Here is a 19,038-nt window from a genome sequence, read left to right as displayed (position 1 = left end):
CCGTGCTGCCGATGATGCCCGGAGTTCCCGAGCGAGCCACCCATGACTACGTCCGCGCCGGCACCACCACCCTGTTCGCCGCGCTCGAGATCGCCACCGGCACAGTGATCGGCTCCCTGCACCGCCGCCACCGGGCCGAGGCTAGACCGTCGGACACGCCCCGGTTGTCACCACATCGGGAGCGACTGTCCGTCGGGGTGCAGCGCAGTCCCGGGTCGTGCTGTCGGCGGCGGTCGTGCGGGTCAGCAGGTGATACCCGGCGGCGATTACCCGGGTGAGGTCGACGTAGGCTGCGGGGCTCGATGAGCGGGCTGCGTCCTTGGGGTCCGCCGACGTACTTGGGGAGACTGCTGTGAAGGCGTGGATTGGTGCCCATCGAGGCTTGCTGCTGGCGGTGGGTGCGGCAGTGGTGATCACAGCGGCGGTTCTGGTGGCGGTATTGCCGGGTTCGCATCGGGCCGACAGTATTCCTCCGACTCGTGCCCGCGAGTACTCCCAACAGCAGGCGTGTCTGCTCACGTCGGATCGCGGTCTGGCGGACGCGGCGGCGGTGCCGGTGTGGGCCGGGATGCAGGATGCCTCGGCGAAGACGCGGACGCGGGTGATGTATCTGGCGGTGGCAGGGGAGCAGAGCGCCGCCAACGCGGCGCCGTTCCTGGCTTCGCTGGCGCAGCGGCACTGCACCGTGGTGCTGACGGTGGGTGCGGCGCCAGGCGGCGCGGTGGCCATCGACGGGCCGAAGTTCCCCGGGACTCGCTTCGTGATCGTGGGAGGAACGGCGACTGGTTCGAACGTCACCGTCCTGCCGGCTGACTCGCCGAACGCCACACGATCGTCCGTCGCCTCCGCAGTGGAATCGGCGACCCACGGGTGATCAGGCAGTGGTGTGGCCTTGGTGGGACCTTGAAGGGGAGTTGACTGAGCCTTCCGCAAGGTATTGACGGGCTCCTCGCTTGGCAAAGATCTCTCCACGGACAGTTCGGACGCATCGGATATTTTGAGCCGATTGTCCATGGCATGGCAATGGGGAGTCCACGATCCACCCCTGTCTGTGGACTTTCGGTGAGCTCGCTGTGCATGATCGGCAAGTTTTGTGTGCCGATGATCATCTGGAGCTGTGCCGTGCGCGCTCGTCCCTACCGCCGTTCCGCCCGGCGGGTCGCGTTCCATCGCCGTTGGCTGCGCGCCACCGCGATGATTGCGTTCGTCTGCATGGCGCTGGTCTTGACGACGGAACAGGCCGCCGCTGACGGCGCCACGTTGCCGGCGCTGTCGATGCCGAGCCTGTCCTCGCTGACGGCATGGCTCAAGGACCCGCACTGGGGTCGCATACCGAAACAGCAAAGTGGCACCGCGGCCGGGCTCAGTCACCGTGCGAGTGCCGCCTCGACCCGCGCGGGCAAGGGCGCGGGCCGTGCGCCGGGCAAGGGGCACGGAGCACTCGATCCGTACCAGCCGTACGGCAAGGCTGTGAAGCCAGGCCAGAGCCGCACGGTCGGCGGCTTCTCCGCCAAGACCAGCAAGCGCAACGCCGCCACTTCGGATCGCACGTCCACGGTGTACGACAACGCCGACGGCAGTACCAGCCGCCAGCTGTCCCAGACACCCGTCAACTACCGTGACAGCAACGGCACGTGGCAGGCCATCGACACCCGGGTCAAGTCCTCCACCGACGGCCGACTGCACGAAGCCGCCAACTCCCTGGGCGTGGACTTCGCAACCAAGAGCACGGATCCGGCCCTGGCATCCTTCACCGATGGCTCGGGTCACAGCCTGTCCTACGGCCTCCAGGGCGCAGCGCCCGTCACCGGCACCACAACCGGTACCGACGTCACGTACAACAACGCACTCCCGCAGACCGATCTCCACCTGGCGCCGACCGCCCAAGGTCTCAAAGAGGCGATCGTCCTGCACTCCGCGCAGGCCGGGAATTCCTGGATCTTCCCGCTGACGCTCACCGGACTGGTTCCCGTCCAGGCCAAGGACGGCTCCATCGACCTGAAGGACGCGAGCGGCAAAACCGCCGAGCGCATCCCCGCGGCCTACGCCTTCGACTCCAAGGTCGACCCACGCTCAGGCGATCCGGCAACCACCCACGCAGTGACGTACCAGCTGATCCAGCAGGCCGGGCACCCCGCGTTGAAGATTGTCCTTGATGCCGCGTGGCTGAAGGATCCGTCACGGGTCTTCCCGGTCACTGTCGACCCGATCATCACCGACGGCTGGACCACCACCTACGCCGAATCGGGCGCCCCCGGGGACCACTCCTACGAGCAGACCATCAAGGTCGGCTCCTACGACTCCGGTCCGCATTCGGCCGCCTCCTACGTCAACCACTGGTACAGCGGCTTCGACGCCTCCCACGTCACCGTCACCGCAGCGACCCTGCGAGTCTTCAACACCTGGGCCGCGACCTGCACCCCGGAGCGATTCGACGTCGCGCTGGTCACCAGCGCCTGGACGCCCGGTGGTGTGACGTCCTATCCCGGGCCGTCCTACGGTGCCTCGATCGGCAACCTCACCCCGACCGTGAACAACGCGTGCCACAACACCGCCGCCGACCACAGCGTCGGTGACTGGGTGGACGTCCCGCTGACCACCTCCGCCATCCAGGGCTGGATGAACGGCACCACCGCGGACAACGGCCTGGCGATCTACGCCGCGACCAATGACGCGTTGCACTGGAAGCAGTTCGGGTCCTTCGCCGACGCGGCGTTCGGCCCCCGGATCGTCATCACCTACACCGGCAACACACCCCCGCAGATCTACCAGCAGTACCCGAACAACAACGCCACCGCGTACACCACCACCCCCGAACTCACCGCCTGGGGCAGTGGCGCCAACGCCTCGTCCGGCAGTACCAACCAGTACGACTTCCAGGTCTACGACAGCACCAACGCGAAGGTCGCCGATTCAGGCCTGATCGCGGCAGGGGACTGGACGGTCCCCGCGGGGAAACTCACCTGGGGCAAGACCTACTACTGGACCGTCCAGGCCTACGACAGCAGCCTCTACTCGCCCGCCGCGGCCTTCAACGCCCTCAACGTCCAGGTCCCGCAGCCACTGGTGACCTCCGGGCTGTCGCAGAACAGCAGCGACCACGGCTTCGACGCGTCGATCGGCAACTACACCACGTCGGACACCGACGCCTCCATCTCCACCGCCGGCCCGAGCCTGGAAGTGCAGCGGGACTACAACTCGCGTGACCCGCGCTGGACCGGTGCCTTCGGCGCCGGCTGGTCGAGCGTCTTCGACGCCCGCGCGACCGAGCAGTACAACAGCGTGGGCGCGGTCACCGGCACGGTCGTCACCTATCCGGACGGATCCCAGGTCGGCTACGGCAAGAACGGCGACCCCACCTTCTCGCCGCCTTCCGGACGCTTCGCCACCTTCAGGCCCGTCACCGGCGGCTACAGCCTGACCGACAAGAACGACACCACCTACACCTTCACTCAGGCCCTGGGCTCCGGCGGCTACGGCATCACCGCGATCACCGATGCCAACGGCCGCGCCATCACCTACAACTGGTCCGGCGGCCGGATCACGCAGATGACCTCGGCCACCTCCGGGCGAGCCCTGCACCTGACCTGGAACACCCCGCCCGGCGCCGCCGCCGCCCACGTGGCGACGGTCTTCACCGACCCGGTCACCGGCACTGACCAGAACACCGACCAGACCTGGAAGTACGGCTACACCAACGACCAGCTGACATCGGTCTGCGCCCCGAATTCGTACACCGCGTGCACCACCTACGGGTACACCGCCGGTTCGCAGTACCAGAATGCCGCCCAGGATCTGGGCCCGCATTCCTTGTGGCCGCTGTCCGAAGCCTCAGGCAGCACGGCCCAGGACGCGGTCCTCGCCAACCAGGGCACGACCAGTGCCACCTACAGCAACGTCACACTGGGGCAGCCGGGACCGCTGACCGGCGGATCCGCCACCGCGGCGGGCTTCAACGGCACCTCCTCCTCGGTCACGCTGCCCAAGGACTTGGGCAACAACACCGACTCGGGTGCGCTCTCGCTGTGGTTCAAGACCTCCGCAGGCCCCGGCGTGCTGTACTCCTACGCCTCACAGCCCGTCGACGCGGGCAATTCCCCGGGCGCCTACACCCCCTCGGTGTACGTGGGAACCGACGGCAAACTGAAGGCCGAATTCTGGTACAGCGGCGGCATCGCCCCGATCACCACAGCGGCCTCGGTAGCCGACGGCAAGTGGCATCACGTGGTGCTCTCGGCTGCGGGCAACTCCCAGACCCTCTTCCTGGACAGCGCCAAGGTCGGCTCGCTCAGCGGCACGGTCTCGATCCAAAGCGGTGTCGCGTTCGGCAAGAACCAGCCGTACAACTACCTCGGCGCCGGATTCCTCGGCGGGAACTGGCCCGACGAGCCGCACCAGAGTTCCACCGTCAAGACCGGCTACGCCACCTACTTCAACGGCTCCATCGCCGACGCCGCATGGTACGACCGCCCCTTGGTGGCCGCCGACGTGAACGCCCTGTACAAGTCCGCCACGCACAGCGCGAGCCTGCTCACGTCCATCACCCGGCCCTCCGGCAAGTCCTACGCGACGATGACCTACGACCCCGCCACCACCACCCTCACGCAGCTCACCGACGAGAACGGCGGGGTGTGGAAACTTGGCGCGCCGAGCATCACCGGCTCCAGCCAGACCTACCGCGGATCGGTCCTCGGCGGAGCACCGACCACCTACTTCCGTCTCGGGGACACAGCGGGCGCCACCACAGCGGTCGACGAGACCCGCGGCGGTGACGGAACCTACAACGCGGTGACCCTCGGAACGACCGGGCCGTTCAGCGACCAGAAGGCCGCGTCCTTCAACGGCACCAGCTCACGCGTGCAGACACCCGACGTGATCTCCCAGGCCTCCTCAGCCTCCGCCGACCTGTGGTTCTCCACCACACACGGCAACGCGATCCTGCTTGAGCAGCAGGCGGCCGCCATCGGCGGGTCCGTCAGCTCCATGACCCCGTTGCTGTGGGTGGGCTCGGACGGCAAGCTGTACGGCGGCGTCAACACCGTCAGCGGAGCCGTCCAGATGGCCACCGCAGGCACCGTCACCGACGGCAAGTGGCACCACGCGCTGGTCAGCGCCTCCGCCACCAGCCAGACCCTGTACCTGGACGGGACCCAGGCCGCGACGAGGACCACCACCGCGCTGTCCAACGCAGCCCGCACCTACAACTACATCGGCGCGGGCACGACCGGCAGCGGCTGGAACGGCCTGACCGCAGGCACCATCCTGTATTTCAACGGGTCGATCGCCGAGGTCGCGCAGTACCGCACCGCGCTGACCGCCCAGGACGCCGCCGCCCACTTCCAGGCTGCCAAGAACTCCACCGGCCTGCTGCCCGTCGAGACCATCAGCGTCATCTCCCCGGCGAACGCCACCTCGACGTACAAGTACGACGCGGCCAACGGCAACCGCAAACTCTCCGAGACCGACGGACTCGGGAACACCACCACGTTCGGCTACGACACGGGTGGCTTCGAGCACACGGTCCTGGACCCCAACGGGGCGATGACCGTCACCGGACACGATGTGCGCGGCAACGTGGTGTCCACCACGACCTGCCAGAACCAGGCGGCCAACGCCTGCTCCACGCGCTACTACAGCTACTTCCCCGATGACACCAGCCCGCAGTTGACCACCGCGGACCCGCGCAACGACGTCCTGCTGACCGAACGTGACGGCCGTTCCTTCAGCGGGACCGACCCTACGTACCTGACGTCCTTCGGCTATGACACGGCCGGCGACCAGACCACCGTCACCGGGCCCCCGGTGGCCGGTTTCCCCGCAGGCCGTACCGCCACCACTGTCTACAGCGACGGCAGCGCGGCCTACCCGGCCGTGGACAGCGGCAATGTGCCCAAGGGTCTGCCGGTCAGGGCGGTGTCGCCCGGCGGCGCGGTCAACTCCGTGTCCTATTTCCACAACGGTGACGTCGCGTCCACCACCGATGCCGCCGGCCTGGTCACCACCTACGGCTACGACGGCCTGGGCCAGGTGCTCAGCAAGACGGTCCTGTCCGACACCTACCCGGCCGGCCTCGTCACCCGGTACACCTACGACCTGGCCGGACAGGTCACCTTGGAGACCGACCCGCCGCTGGTCGACCGTGTGACCGGTGCCACGCACACCGCCGCTACCACCACGGTCTTCGACGACGACGGCAACGTCACCTCGCAGACCGTGGCCGATGCCGGGGGCGGTGACACCTCCCGTACCGAGACGCAGACCTACGACGCGTACAACCACCTGGCTTCGCAGACCGATGCGAACAGCAACGCCGGCGCTGCCAACGGCGGTACCACAACGTTCGAGTACGACACCGACGGCAACAAGGTCAAGGAAGTGTCCAAGTCGGGCACGATCACGCAGTACACGTACGACGACAACGGCCATCTGCTGACCCAGGGGCTGATGTACACCGGCGACCCGGTCCACCCCAGTGCGCCGACCCTGCTGATCGAATCCTCGCGGGCCTACGATCCGTCCGGCCGGTTGGCCTCGATCACGGACTCGATGGGCAGCACCACCACCTATACGTACACCGACGACGGTCTGACCTCCACCGTTACCAAGAAGAGCTTCGACGGCGCCACCAGCACCCAGCTACAGAGCAACACCTATGACGCCGCCGGGAACCCCCTGTCGCGGACCAGCAACAATGGCGCGACGGTCACCAATTTCGCGGTGGACGCCGCCTCCCGCACCACCAGCACCACCGTTGACCCGACAGGTGTGAACCGGACCACGAGCGTGTCGTACACGCCGGACGACAACGTCGCATCCTCCAACGAGCATGACTCGTCCGGCTGGAACCGCACCACCACCGCCACCTACGACGCGTCGGGCAACACCCTGTCGAAGACTCTGTACGGCGACGCCTCCGGCCACCCGGCGGGCTGGTGGAAACTCGACCAGACCTCCGGCAGCACCGTCACCGACGCCTCCGGCACCGGCAACACCGCCGCACTGGGCAGCGGAGTGACCTGGGCAGGCGGCGCGGCGGCGTTCTCCGGAAGCACCACCGGCACGGGCGGTGCCATCGCCACCAACGCGCCGGTCCTGAACACCACAGCCTCCTACACCGTCTCCGCCTGGGCCAACCTCGCCGACCTCAGCACCTACCGCACGGTCGCAGCACAAGGCGGCACCACCACCTCTTCGTTCTACCTGCAATACAGCAAGGCCTTCGCCGGCTGGGCATTCATCGCCCCCTCCTCGGACTCCGCAACTCCGACCAGCTACTTCTCCGCCCACACCGCGTCCGCGACGGCCAACAGCTGGACCCACCTGGTGGGCGTATTCAACGCCGGCACCGGCGCCATGCAGCTGTACGTCAACGGCACCCTCGCCGGAACCGGCACCAACACCGCGCCGTGGACGGGCAACGGTCCGCTGAGCATCGGCGGCGCCCAACAAGCCGGCGGCGCAGCCGCCACCAACGTCGTCAACGGCCAGACCGCCAACGTGCAGACCTACCCGCGCGCCTTGTCGGCGGGCGAAGTCAGCACGCTGTTCGGCAACGGCCGCAACGGCGGGACGGTCGGGTCCTCCAACCAGCAGACCACCAGCTACGTGTACGACAAGCGCGGTCTGCCGCTATCCATGACCGACGCCAACCACAACACCACCAACTACGCCTACGACGAGGCCGGCAACCTGGTGGTCACCACCGCCCCCGCCGTCCAGGTCGAAGCCACCGGCGGTGCTACCTCGGTGACCGCGCGCCCCGTTACCACCAGCGGGTTCAACACCTTCGGCGAGGCCGTCGAGGAGACCGACCCGAACGGCAACCAGACGGCCATCGTGTACGACGCGAACGGAAACAAGGTCTCCCAGACCCTGCCGCCGTACACACCGGCCGGCACCACCACGCCGCTCACCGCGACATCGTTCTGGACCTATGACAGCGACGGCAACCAAATCGCGGCGACCACCCCGAGCGGCCGTACCACCAGCTACCTGTACGACCAGCTCGGTGACGTCGCCCAGGTCACCGGTGCCGACGGAGTCAAGACCCACGCCGTGTACGACACCAACGGCGAGAAGCTGTCGGTCACGGACGGCACCGGCGCCACCACCCAGGCCACCTACGACTACCTGGGACGGCAACTGACCTCCACCACCCTGGAGCGGTTCCCCTCCACCCGCACTCTCACCTCGACCAACTCCTATGCCGTCACCGCGGGGAACCCTTACGGCGCGTTCCTGTCCTCCTCCACCACCCCCGGTGGGGTCACCAGCAGTTACGGCTACAACCGGGCAGGGGATGTCACCGCGTCCACCGACGGAGCGGGGAACACCACCCAGTTCACCTACGACTTCCAGGGCAACCGGCAAAAGACGATCCTGCCCGACGGCACCTGGAGCCAGACGGACTACGACGCCTCCGGCCAGCCGACTACCAGCAAGCAGTACGACGCCACGAGCACCCTGCTGACCCAGACCTCGCAGATCTACGACGGCGTCGGCAATGTCCTGACCTCCACCGACGCCAACGGCCACACCAACCATTTCCTGTACGACGCGGCCGGCACCATCACCCAGCAGATCCAGCCCGTCAACGCCACCACCTCGATCACCACCAGTTTCGGCTACGACGCGAACGGTCAGCGCACCCGGTTCACCGACGGCCGCGGCAACGCCTGGACCTACGGCTACACGCCGTGGGGTCAGCAGCAGTCGGTAACCGCCCCCGCCACCAGCACCTACACCTCGGCTGCGGACTCCACGACCACCTACGCCTACGACGCGGACGGACAGCTGGCCACCGCGACGCAACCGGGCGGCGTCACCACATCGATGACCTACGACAGCGTCGGCCAAGTCCTGTCGGAATCGGGCCAAGGAGCGGAAGCGGCAACCGCGACCCGCACCTTCTCCTACGACAACAACGGCCAGGTGCTGAGCGCCTCGACATCAGAGGCCGGAATCACCGGTGGTCCGGACCACCAGACCTCCACCCAGGAATCCTTCGGCTACGACGACCGAGGCGACCTGCTGACAGCGTCCGGTTCCGCCGGCAGTTCCAACTTCACCTACAACGACGACTCCGCACCTGTGACCCACGTCGACGCGGCAGGAACCACCAGGTACGGGTATGACACGGGTGGCCGTCTTTCCACCCTCAACGACGCCGCCACGGGCACGGATCTGACGTACACCTACAACACGCTCAGCCAGCCGAAGACCGTGAAATACGGCACCAGCGGGCAGACCCGCACCTACAGCTACAACACGGCGCATCAACTGACCGGCGACACCCTGGTACAGGGCGCGTCCACCCTCGCCGGCATGACCTACGGCTACGACAACGCCGGCAATCTCACCTCCAAGACCACCACGGGCGTCGCCGGAGCATCGGCCAACACCTACAGCTACGACTGGGCGAACCGCCTCAGTTCATGGAACAACGGCACCACGGCCACCAACTACTCCTACGACGCCTCCGGCAACCGGACCCAGGTCGGCGCGGACGTCTACACCTACGACGCACGCGACCAGCTGACCTCCGACGGAACGCACACCTACACCTACTCCGCCCGCGGCACCATGACCTCGGACGCCTCCACCGCCGGCGGTACCGTCGCCTACGGAACGGACGCCTACGGCGGACAGATCACCGCGGGCACCCACTCCTACACCCTGGACGCGACCGGCCGGAACATCTCCGACGCGGAGAGCGTGCAGCACTCCACCCGCACCTTCCAGTACTCCGGCGCCACCAACACCATCGCCTCGGACGGCAACTACACCTACAGCTACGATCCCGGCGGCTCGTTGACCGGCATCAACGTGGTGGGATCCGCCTCCACCAGCACCGGAGTCCTCGCGCTGACCGACCAGCACAGCGACGTGGTCGGCACCTTCACCTCCGGTGCCACCACGCTGGGCGGCTCTGCCAGTTACGACCCGCTCGGCAAGGTCACCGGCAACGGCGCCCTGTTCGGACACCTGGGCTTCCAGTCCGGCTGGACCGAATCCGACACCGGCAAAGTCGCCACCGCCTCGCGCTGGTACAACCCGGCGACCGGCACCTTCATGAACAAGGACAGCGTCTCGCTGAACCCGGTACCGAACTCGGTATCAGCCAACCCCTTCGCCTACGTCAACGACAACCCGATGGCCGGCGCGGACCCCTCCGGTCAGTGCTCCTGGTACGACGCGGTCTGTGGCGCGAAGAAGGCCTACCACGCGGTCGCCAGCAACGTCTCGTCCGGTGCCAGTTACGTCACCGATGCGGCCGAACGCGCCTACGAACACGCCAGCCACAACGCCGCAGCTGCCTATCACTACACGGCCGCCAAGGTGAAGGCCGTCGTCTCCTCCGCCAAAAGCGTCTACAACCGCGCGAAGACCAGGGTCCAGGACGCCTACCGCTCCACCATGCGGCGCGCCCGCCGGGTCTACAACTACGCAGCCCGACGCGTCAAACGCGGATACCAGGCCGCCGTCCACGCGGTCCACTCCGCCCACCACGCGATATCCCGCGCCGTGACGAGAGCAAAGGCCGCGGTCAAACGTCGGGCCTCACAGGTAGCGTCGGCAACCCGGACCGCCTACCACGCCACGGTCAAGGCGGCGAAAACCGCAGGCACGTACGTCAAGCACCACGCAGCGGCCATCACCTCGTTCGTGGTGTCCACCGCGGTGTTCGCGGGCTGCGAGGCAGCCACCTGGGGAGTTGGAACCATCGGTTGCGCGGCCTTGGCCGGTGCCGCGGGATCACTGGTGGAACAGGGCTTCGCCTGCGCTGAACAGGGCGGTGGAGCATGCAGCGTCGGCGCCTTCGGAGCGGCCGCGGTCACCGGCGCCGTCGCCGGGGCCCTGGGCGGCGCGCTCGGCGCGCTGGGCGGCAAGATCCTGGCCAAGATCGCGCCCAAGGCGATGAAGGCCGTTGGCGGCCTCTTCGGCAAGGGAGCCACCGAGGCGGAGGAAACCGCCGCCACCGATGCCACCAGCCAAGCCACCAGCAAGGCGGAGGCCAAGGGTGCCGGGTCCCGTAGCGAATCCGGCGGCTGCAAGGGGAAGGGGGTGCCGCACAGTTTCACCGGCAGCACCCGCGTCCTGATGGCCGGCGGCACCACCAAGGCGATCGACCAGATCAAGGTCGGCGACACCATCGCCAACGCCGTCCCGGGCCAAACCGGCACCCAGGCCCACACCGTCACCGCGGTCATCGTCACCACCACCGACCACGACTTCGTGGACGTCGGCATCAAGCGCTCCACCGGCTCCGCCACTAAGGCTGTCCTCAAGAGCGCCGCGAAGAAGACCGCTGTCGGCCTCGCCGCCTCCGCAGCCCTGTTCACCATTCTCAGCGCGACTCACACGGCAGCCGACAAGCACGACCTGTCAGCGACCGCTCCCGTGGCCGCCCAGGTGAGCACCCAGCCCAGCGATCACCTCACGACCACCTTCCACCACCCCTTCTACGACGAGACCCAGGCTTCGTTCACCGACGCCAAGGACCTCCACCCCGGCGACGTCCTCCAAACCCCGACGGGCACCGCCGAAGTCACCGACGTCCGCCTCTACCACGCCAACACCACCACCTACGACCTCACCATCGGCGACCTCCACACGTACTATGTGCTGGCAGGACAGACGCCGGTACTCGTACACAACTGCGGAGACATTGGACAACAAGTCGAGCACGGTTCAACTGAGTTGAGTCGCGCTACGGCGTTTCAGCGCTTGCTTGACAATAACCGAGGAAATCTGTACGGAGCAGCGAGGCTCCGAGATGGAAATATCATCGCGGCTCATTCTGATGACGCGGGTCACGCCGAAGAATACCTTGTACAAAAAGCAGGGGGCGGAAGCAACATTGCCGAGATGTATACCGAGTACGGAATGTGCCCAAGGTGTCAAGGGCCCGGCGGGAAGCGCGCTGTTCTTTCCTCGCTCCCTGCCGATGTACAGTTGACCTACTCAATCCCGTTCGCAAACCCGGCCAGTAGGACGGCGGCAAGAACCGCCCTGCGCGGGGTAATTAAATCGATCTTTGGATAAGAAAGGCTGTGATGTTCATGGCGCCGCACCTTAAATTCTCTAAGTACCCTGACGGCGTGCCGTCAGCGGTGACACCTGAGGTGCGGCGCTTTTTGGAAGATCATGGGGTTCCGCAGGCTGTCCTCACTATCTTTCGCGCAGTTGACGGGCCGTTTGTTCCTTCATGTGCGGGTCTCGGGTATAGCGTCAACGGCGTCACCATCGGCTACTCTCGTGAAGATGATGAAATCTGCATCAGCTCAGACACCGGGCAGGTGCTGCTTTTGGCCTCCTGGAGCCCCGCGGCACCTCTGGTTGTAAATCGAGACATTGCCGCTTTTGTCGATTCCTTGGCCATGCTGAATGGAATGCTCCCACTGTATGGGATCGATAGAGATCTGGATGTATCTGAAGCGGCAGCAGATCGGCTCCGCTTCGAACTCCGGCGCCTTGATGCGACCTCCACGGAAGATCCGAACGGTTTTTGGAGCGCTTTCCTTGATGATGTGGCAGTCGGCGACTACCCGGGCAAGTGACGGTGTCCCTTTCCGTGTAGCAGGCTGGTGGCCAGTGGAGATCTCGGTGATCCTCGAAATGGTTGGTAAGAGGCAAGTCGAGAGAGCGAATAGTCTCCGCAGTCGACATATCTCGGCTGGATTCCCAAATCGCCATCGCGCCATGTGAAGAGGCCCCACCGGATGCATTCCGGTGGGGCCTCTGGGGCGTCTGACGGCAGTGGTTGACGGCAACGTCAGCGGACGGGTGCTGCACAAAGTGGCGGGTCTTCTCCGTCGTCGGACTGGCTGCCGGTCTTGGTGGGGGCGGTTCCGGAAGCTAGGAGGAGGTGCAGTCGAATGAAGATGGCGGCGGTCGAATTCACTCTTGACAATGGAATCCTGGTGATCGGAGACGACAGTGCTTTCCCTGAGGCCTACAATTTGTCGATCGAGACGCTGCCCGCGGTTGAGGACAGGCTCATCGCGATCTCGTGCCGACAGCAAATCGCTCCGATCAGAGTTGAGCTGTGGCGCAATTGGGCGCCAATGAGCCATTGCATCATCTCCGCGAATTTGATGCTTTCCGGTGGAATGCTCGCACTTGGCGAATGCTTTGGTCGCCCATTGTTCCGATGGCCTGCCTCCTCCCCAGGTTCCAGCCTCCAGCTTGATGTCTACGCAGATGACGAAGTCGAGGCGTCGTTGATTTCGGTGGTGGTCCAGCCGAATAAGCGAGCGGCGCAATCATCGTGTCGACGGTCGGAGCTCCTTGAACAATTGGATCAAGTTGATGACATCAGCAGGATTGACGTCATCCTGGCGGAGCGCTCATTTCCTGTTGTGCGCTTGAGTGCGGCATTTCGTGTGATTCGCCGAGCGATGGAAGGCGATGCTTCCATCCATCGAATCAGATATGCAATAGAGGCGACGGTGGAATGGATGCGCTGGCTTCGAAGGGAAATGTCAAAGACTGAAGTTGCCTGGGTTCCACCTCTATTTGATGAGCTGGCACGGTCTCAGATGCCAGCTGAAAGCGCTGCCCGTGTGCTTATCGATCGGCTAGCTGATTCGCTTGCGATGTCCACGAGTGAGCTCCTGGACGCACGTTGGTGATCGCTTCCAGACTCCTTGCCAGGTCCGGCGAGCACACCTAGCGCCCCGTGCGCCTCTGACGACCAGATGGGCGACACCTCAGAGGGCTTGGGCCTTCGTGCCAGTCAGCCTCCCGCTCACCGAGTTCGGGCAGCACTTGTTGATCGCATAGCCGAACAATGTCGCGCGAACTGGTACCGGTGGGCAGGGGCCGGTCACATCGGGAGGGCGAACAGACACACTAGCTCTGAAGGCCAGTACGTGTTGTCGCGTAGGGGCCCGGCCGACGCCGTCGCGCGCCTCCTGGAGGACACGCTGCGCCGGGACGCGGACTGGTTCGCCCGGTGGGAATGTGATTTCGACGGGGTGTACACCGCGTCAGATGACCCCGGTCAGGTCGTCGTTCTACCACCTCCCGCGCGCCGCGATCGACAACGACTACGTCTGGCTGCAGTTCGGGGAGCGGCCTTGGCTGCAGTTCGGCATGCGGCTGCCCGTCACCGCCATCGAGCCGGCCTTCCGTCCGCGCTGGACGACGCCTGCGTCACACGCGCGACAGCACAGCGCTGCGCGAACTTCTCACCTCCGCCGGATTCGAAATCGATCCTGCGGCCCCTGCCCGTTCCTGAGCATCATCCCCCAAGAAGAGGCGTCAGCATGGATCTTCTCTCCGCCGTCGGCGGTGGCACCGGCATCATGGTTCTGGCCGCGATATCGTCCTACCGCAAGACGCGCAAGGCCCGTCGGCCGGCACAGCCGGCCGACAGCAACCGATCGATCGACCCGGCGGCCTACGGCATGGTCCCTATCGGCCGAGTAGACACCACCAGGGCCGCAGCAGGTTCCGAAGGCGAAGCCGTAGCCGCGGCGGCGCTGGGCGGCGACTGGCGCACCGCTTCCGCGTACCTCCATTCGGCGGGCACCAATTGGGATCTGCGGTGGCACAGGCTCGGCTATCTCGCCGAGGCCGCCGCGCAGGATGACAGCTGGGTACGTGCCTGGCAGGCCGAACAGCCGTATGATCCCGGCGCCGCTTTGGTACATGCGGACGGGCTGATCTCCCTGGCCGGCAACCTGCGGGGAAGCCAGAACGCCAGGCATACTTCCCACGAACAATTCGAGGCATTCCACCGAGTCCTCGCGCAAGCCCGGCACGCATGCGACCGTGCCGTCGAGCTCGCTCCCGCAGACCCCACGCCGTACGTCGCCCAGCTCTCCGTCGCACGCGGACTCGGCTGGTCGCATGAGGAGTTCCGCGCACTCTGGACTGAGATCGTCACCCGGGACCCGTACCACTTCGGCGCACACACCTCGGCGCTGCAGTACTGGTGCGCCAAATGGCAGGGCTCTCATGAGCTCATGCACGGCTTCGCACAGCGCGCGGCCGCCTCGGCCCCTCACGGGGACCTGCTGGCGACCCTGCCGATTTTCGCGTTCTTCGAGCAGAAATACCGGGACGGGAACGAGGACATCTACGCACTGCCGACCACCGCGCCTGCCGTGGACGCCGCTTTGCGCGCGGTGGCGAACGCGTCCCCCGGTCACTACCGACTTCCGGCGATCAGGCACATGCTGGCGTACACACTGGAGAGCTCTGGGCGAAACGCCGAGGCCGTCGTTCAGTTCCAACTCATCGGCGGATTCGCGGGAGGCGCACCCTGGAGCTACTTTGGCGAGCCGCTCAAGGTGTTCGCCGCCACGCGGGCCCGCGCCGTCGTGGGTTGGGAAGACGCCGGCCGACCAGCCGTAGCGGCGCTCTGACCCACCGCGATACGGCCATCGGCTGCGGGCCCGGCGCTGGGTGGCCCCGCGCTGGTCCCCGTGGGTCCCTGGTTCGACGCGTTGTCGGGGCTGAATGCTGCGGTGTCGCAGTGGGCGGTGTCACGCGGCGTGGATGTGCTGCTGACGGGCCTGGGGGCGGATGAGCTGTTGGGCGTGCCGTGCTACGCCGCGGCTCAGATCGCCCGCCGCCACGGCCCCGGGCTATTCGGGGAGGCGCTGGCCCTCGCGGCGCACCTCTGCTGCGTAGTGGGCTGGTCTGGTATGGGCCCGTCTTCACGGAATCGAGCGCTGGGATACGGGAGTCCTCGGATTTGGCGCCGAACCTGAACAGATTCGAGCCGGCTGGTCCGCTTCCTTCGTTCAGTGACCGGTCCATCGACTTTGTGGTCGAGCATGGCCGAGCCGTGGATCTATCGAGGACAAAGCCTCTCGCCAGCCGGGTGGTCCGGGGGGTCTGCCGCACGATCGGGTGACGTCTTGACCTGCCCCACGGTTTGGGTTCCAGCTGTGGTGGCTAACTGGCGGCGGGGATGGTGTCTTGTTCGGAGAGTAGTTCGTACTCGATCGGGGTGCGGTAGCCCAGAGCTGAGTGGCGCCGCTGTCGGTTGTAGAAGATCTCGATGACCCTGTTGCCCAATTGCTTATGCGGCGAGGTCCAGGGCAGCGAGGTGGGATGTCCGAGTGGGGGCGAGTGGTTGTCCGGTCCACCGGGCGTCGAGTCGGAGCAGGTTGACGGCGGTGGCCGTGAGGATGTGCGCGAGGGCGGTCTTCCCCAGTCCCGTGTAGCGGGTTCTGCGTCCGCCGATGGCTGTGACCGCCTGGTGGATTGTGCCCTCAATGCCGGAGCGGATCGCGTAGACGGCCTTCCATTCCTCAGTGGTCTGCTCGGCTCGAACACGTTCGAGGACGGCGTCTTGATCTTGTGGGCGGACGGTCAGCTGCCGGCCGTAGCGTGTCGAGTTGGTGCACTGCCCGCGGGAGGGGCAAGACGCGCAGGTCTCGGTGGCGAAGCGGATGCGGATCGCGGGTCGCTGATTGTTGTCGAGTCCCTCGGTCCAGTAGCGGCTGTGGGCGCCGGCGGGGCAGATTGCCCGGCGAGCGTCCCAGTCGATGGTGAAGGATGCCTTGTCATAGCCGGTTCCTTGGACGGTGCGGCGGGTCATGGGCCGGACCGGGCCGATGACGCGGACGCCTCGATGGTTGGGCGCTGTGAGCAGGAGTTCCGCGGAGATGTAGCCGGCGTCCATCAGGTGTTCGCCCGGCAGCAGGCCCTTGGTCTCGAGCTGGTCGTGGATCTCGTCGACGACCACGGGGTCGCCGACCGTGGCGTCCGTGGTCACCACATGGGTGATGAGGTGCCGTCGGCCGGTCTCCTTGGCGTCGCAGGTCTCGGTGAAGTGGACCTTGTAGCCGTCCCAGGCCGAGCCGCACTTGACGGCGTTACGGGAGTCGGGGTCGTAGGGCGAGGTGATGCGTGCTCTGCTGGGCGGGAGCTCGTCCTTCCCCCGCCAAGCCACCTCCTGCACTCCGTCCGTGATTATGCGCTGGAACTGCTGGAGCCATACGGTCCGCAGGATGCCGACGGCCGGGACCTGCCGCAGCCAGGCCGGGGCACTGGCCGCGAAGGCCGCTTCGAGAAACTGGTAGCCGTCGGCCGCGATGCGCCAGGTCAGTTGGGTTCGCTCGCTCTCGTCGCTGGGCAGTCGGTAGGAGTCGACTCGGGCTCCGTATTTTTCCTGCCAGCCTTGGGGCATCCAGGAGGTGAGCCACTGGGGTGCTGCGACGGCAACTGCCTCCAGGGCGGCCCGCAGGGTCTCGCCGACGAACTCCAGGCGGTTGAGATCCCTCACCGCGGCGAGGATATGGGTGGAGCCGTGCGCTGCCGGCCCCGGCCTGACACGAGTCCCAGCTCGTTGAGGCGTTTCAGCAGCAGGTCCAGGATCTTCTCTTCCAGCCCGTGGGCCAGGAGCCGGTCGCGGAAGCCCGTCAGTACGGTGAAGTCGAAGCCGGGGTCGGCCAGTTCGAGGCCGAGCAGGTACTTCCAGTCGATTCTCGCTCGTACTGCGTGGGCGGCCTGGCGGTCCGTCAGGTTCTCCGCGAACTGCAGCACGCTGACCAACGCCAGCTGCCCCGGGGCAACACCAGGATGACCACGCACGCCGAAGGCGGACCTGAAGATCTCGTCGTCGAACAGCGGACCAAGCGCGTCCCGCACCCGCATCGCCAGACAGCTCTTTGGAAACGCAGCCCATGCCACCAGCCGCGTCCCCTCAGGAACCTCCCGACCGGCGCCCGACCTCATTGACACCCGACCCTCCGCCCCAAGATCGAATCACAGGCTTGCTCCCCAAGCCCCACCTCAGAGTCCGCCCCTCGATCACTCGCCACGACCGAGATCAAAGGCATTCACCCAATTGGGCAACAGGGTCTCTCGATGTACTCGAAGATTGCGTTCGCCAACTCGACCCGGGTCTTCCACCGTTTGCGGTTCAACAGCTCGATCTGCATTGAGGACCAGAACGACTCCATCATCGCGTTGTCCAGGCCGTCTCCGACGGTGCCGAACGATGGCAGGAGCCCGGCGGAGCGGATCCTTTCCCCGAAGACCCAGGAGGTGAACTGGGCGCCGTGATCGGCGTGAACTATCCCGCCTGGTTCGGGGCGTCGGTTGCGGAGGGCCATGTCCAACGCGTTGACCACGAGGGTGGAGTCCTGTCTGGAGTCGATCGACCAGCCCACGATCTTGCGGCTGAACGCGTCCAGGACCGCCGCCGCGCAGTACACCCACCCTTCTCTGGTGCGGTGTTGCGTGATGTCGGTGACCCACAGCTCGTTGGGACGCAGCCGATGGAACTTCCGGTTGACCAGGTCATCGGCGGTGACGACACTCCGCAGGCGCTTGATCCGTACCGGGCCGGGCAGTCCGTGGATCCCGGCCTGTGTCATCAGCACCGACACGGTCCTCGAGCACACCTGGATGCCCATGCCCAGGGTGAGCTCGGCGTGGACGCGGCGGTAGCCGTAGGTGCCGCGTGAGGCGACGTGGACCTCCCGGATCAGCCCGGTCAGCCACTCCCGCCGCAACTGCCGCGGTGTGGTCGGGGTGCGCTTGTGTTTGTAGTAGTTCTGCCGGGCGACCCCAAGGATCCGGCAGCATCGGTCGACTGGTGCCCCGGCATCGACGAGACGGTCGATCACCGGGTAGAGCCTTTTGGGGCCGGCTTGTCCTCGCCGAGGAACTTCGCGGCCTTGCGCACGATCTCGAGCTCGGTTTCCAGCTCGTGGATTCTTCGCCGCGCTGCACGCAGCTCTGCGGACTCCGCCGAGACCCTGCCAGGCCGTCGGCCATTGTCGATGTCGTCCTGGCGCAACCACTTCGCCAACGTGACCGGATGGATGCCGAGGTCAACGGCGGTCTGCTTCTGTTCTTTTCCTGCCCGCACCAATGCGATGGCGCGGGCGCGGAACTCAGCGGGGTAGGCGCGGGGCATGTCCGGCAGCCTTTCGTGAAGGCCGTCAGTTAGCCAGCAGAACTGGAACCTGTGAGGTGGGGCAGGTCAACCTGTCACCCGATCGTGCGGCAGACCCAACCGTCTCGCGACCTGGCTGAAGAACCGCACGGTCCGCAACTCCAAGCTCGTCG

Annotated in this window: 7 protein-coding genes and 2 pseudogenes; 6 read left to right on the top strand and 3 right to left on the bottom strand. The window is 66.3% G+C overall.

Annotation, left to right across the window (positions count from 1 at the left end; genetic code table 11):
* From C6N31_RS40810 to C6N31_RS40785, 6 genes and pseudogenes are all read left to right on the top strand, one after another.
* Positions 1 to 137: pseudogene (locus C6N31_RS40810) on the top strand (IS630 family transposase); the annotation flags it as partial.
* Between the two features lie 215 nt (positions 138 to 352).
* On the top strand, positions 353 to 874 hold the full coding sequence (locus tag C6N31_RS40805; RefSeq protein WP_138358802.1) for a type 1 periplasmic-binding domain-containing protein: 522 nt from the start codon (positions 353 to 355) through the stop codon (positions 872 to 874).
* 248 nt (positions 875 to 1,122) lie between these two features.
* On the top strand, positions 1,123 to 12,045 hold the full coding sequence (locus C6N31_RS45395; protein WP_198359499.1) for a LamG-like jellyroll fold domain-containing protein: 10,923 nt from the start codon (positions 1,123 to 1,125) through the stop codon (positions 12,043 to 12,045).
* Positions 12,046 to 12,056: 11 nt separating this feature from the next.
* Entirely contained in the window at positions 12,057 to 12,560 is a 504-nt protein-coding gene (locus C6N31_RS40795; RefSeq protein WP_138358798.1) for an SUKH-4 family immunity protein, read from the top strand.
* A 318-nt stretch (positions 12,561 to 12,878) separates the two neighbouring features.
* A complete protein-coding gene (locus tag C6N31_RS40790; RefSeq protein WP_164299013.1) occupies positions 12,879 to 13,634 on the top strand; it encodes a hypothetical protein in 756 nt (251 codons plus the stop codon).
* 636 nt (positions 13,635 to 14,270) lie between these two features.
* Positions 14,271 to 15,374, top strand: a complete 1,104-nt coding sequence (locus C6N31_RS40785; RefSeq protein ID WP_138358794.1) for a tetratricopeptide repeat protein — start codon at positions 14,271 to 14,273, stop codon at positions 15,372 to 15,374.
* Positions 15,375 to 16,036: 662 nt separating this feature from the next.
* Here C6N31_RS40785 and C6N31_RS40780 read toward each other — a convergent pair.
* The 3 genes and pseudogenes from C6N31_RS40780 to C6N31_RS40770 all read right to left on the bottom strand — a co-directional run.
* A complete protein-coding gene (locus C6N31_RS40780) occupies positions 16,037 to 17,245 on the bottom strand; it encodes a transposase (RefSeq protein ID WP_198359498.1) in 1,209 nt (402 codons plus the stop codon).
* On the bottom strand, positions 17,242 to 17,610 hold the full coding sequence (locus C6N31_RS40775) for a transposase (protein WP_198359497.1): 369 nt from the start codon (positions 17,608 to 17,610) through the stop codon (positions 17,242 to 17,244). Before C6N31_RS40775 ends, C6N31_RS40780 begins: the two co-directional genes overlap by 4 nt.
* Positions 17,611 to 17,825: 215 nt before the next feature.
* Positions 17,826 to 18,886: pseudogene (locus C6N31_RS40770) on the bottom strand (IS3 family transposase); the annotation flags it as partial.
* Between the last annotated feature and the right edge of the window lie 152 nt (positions 18,887 to 19,038).

Source organism: Streptomyces fildesensis (assembly GCF_016107395.1).
Classification (GTDB): Bacteria; Actinomycetota; Actinomycetes; order Streptomycetales; family Streptomycetaceae; genus Actinacidiphila; species Actinacidiphila fildesensis.
This window is presented reverse-complemented; position numbering and strand designations above follow the sequence as displayed.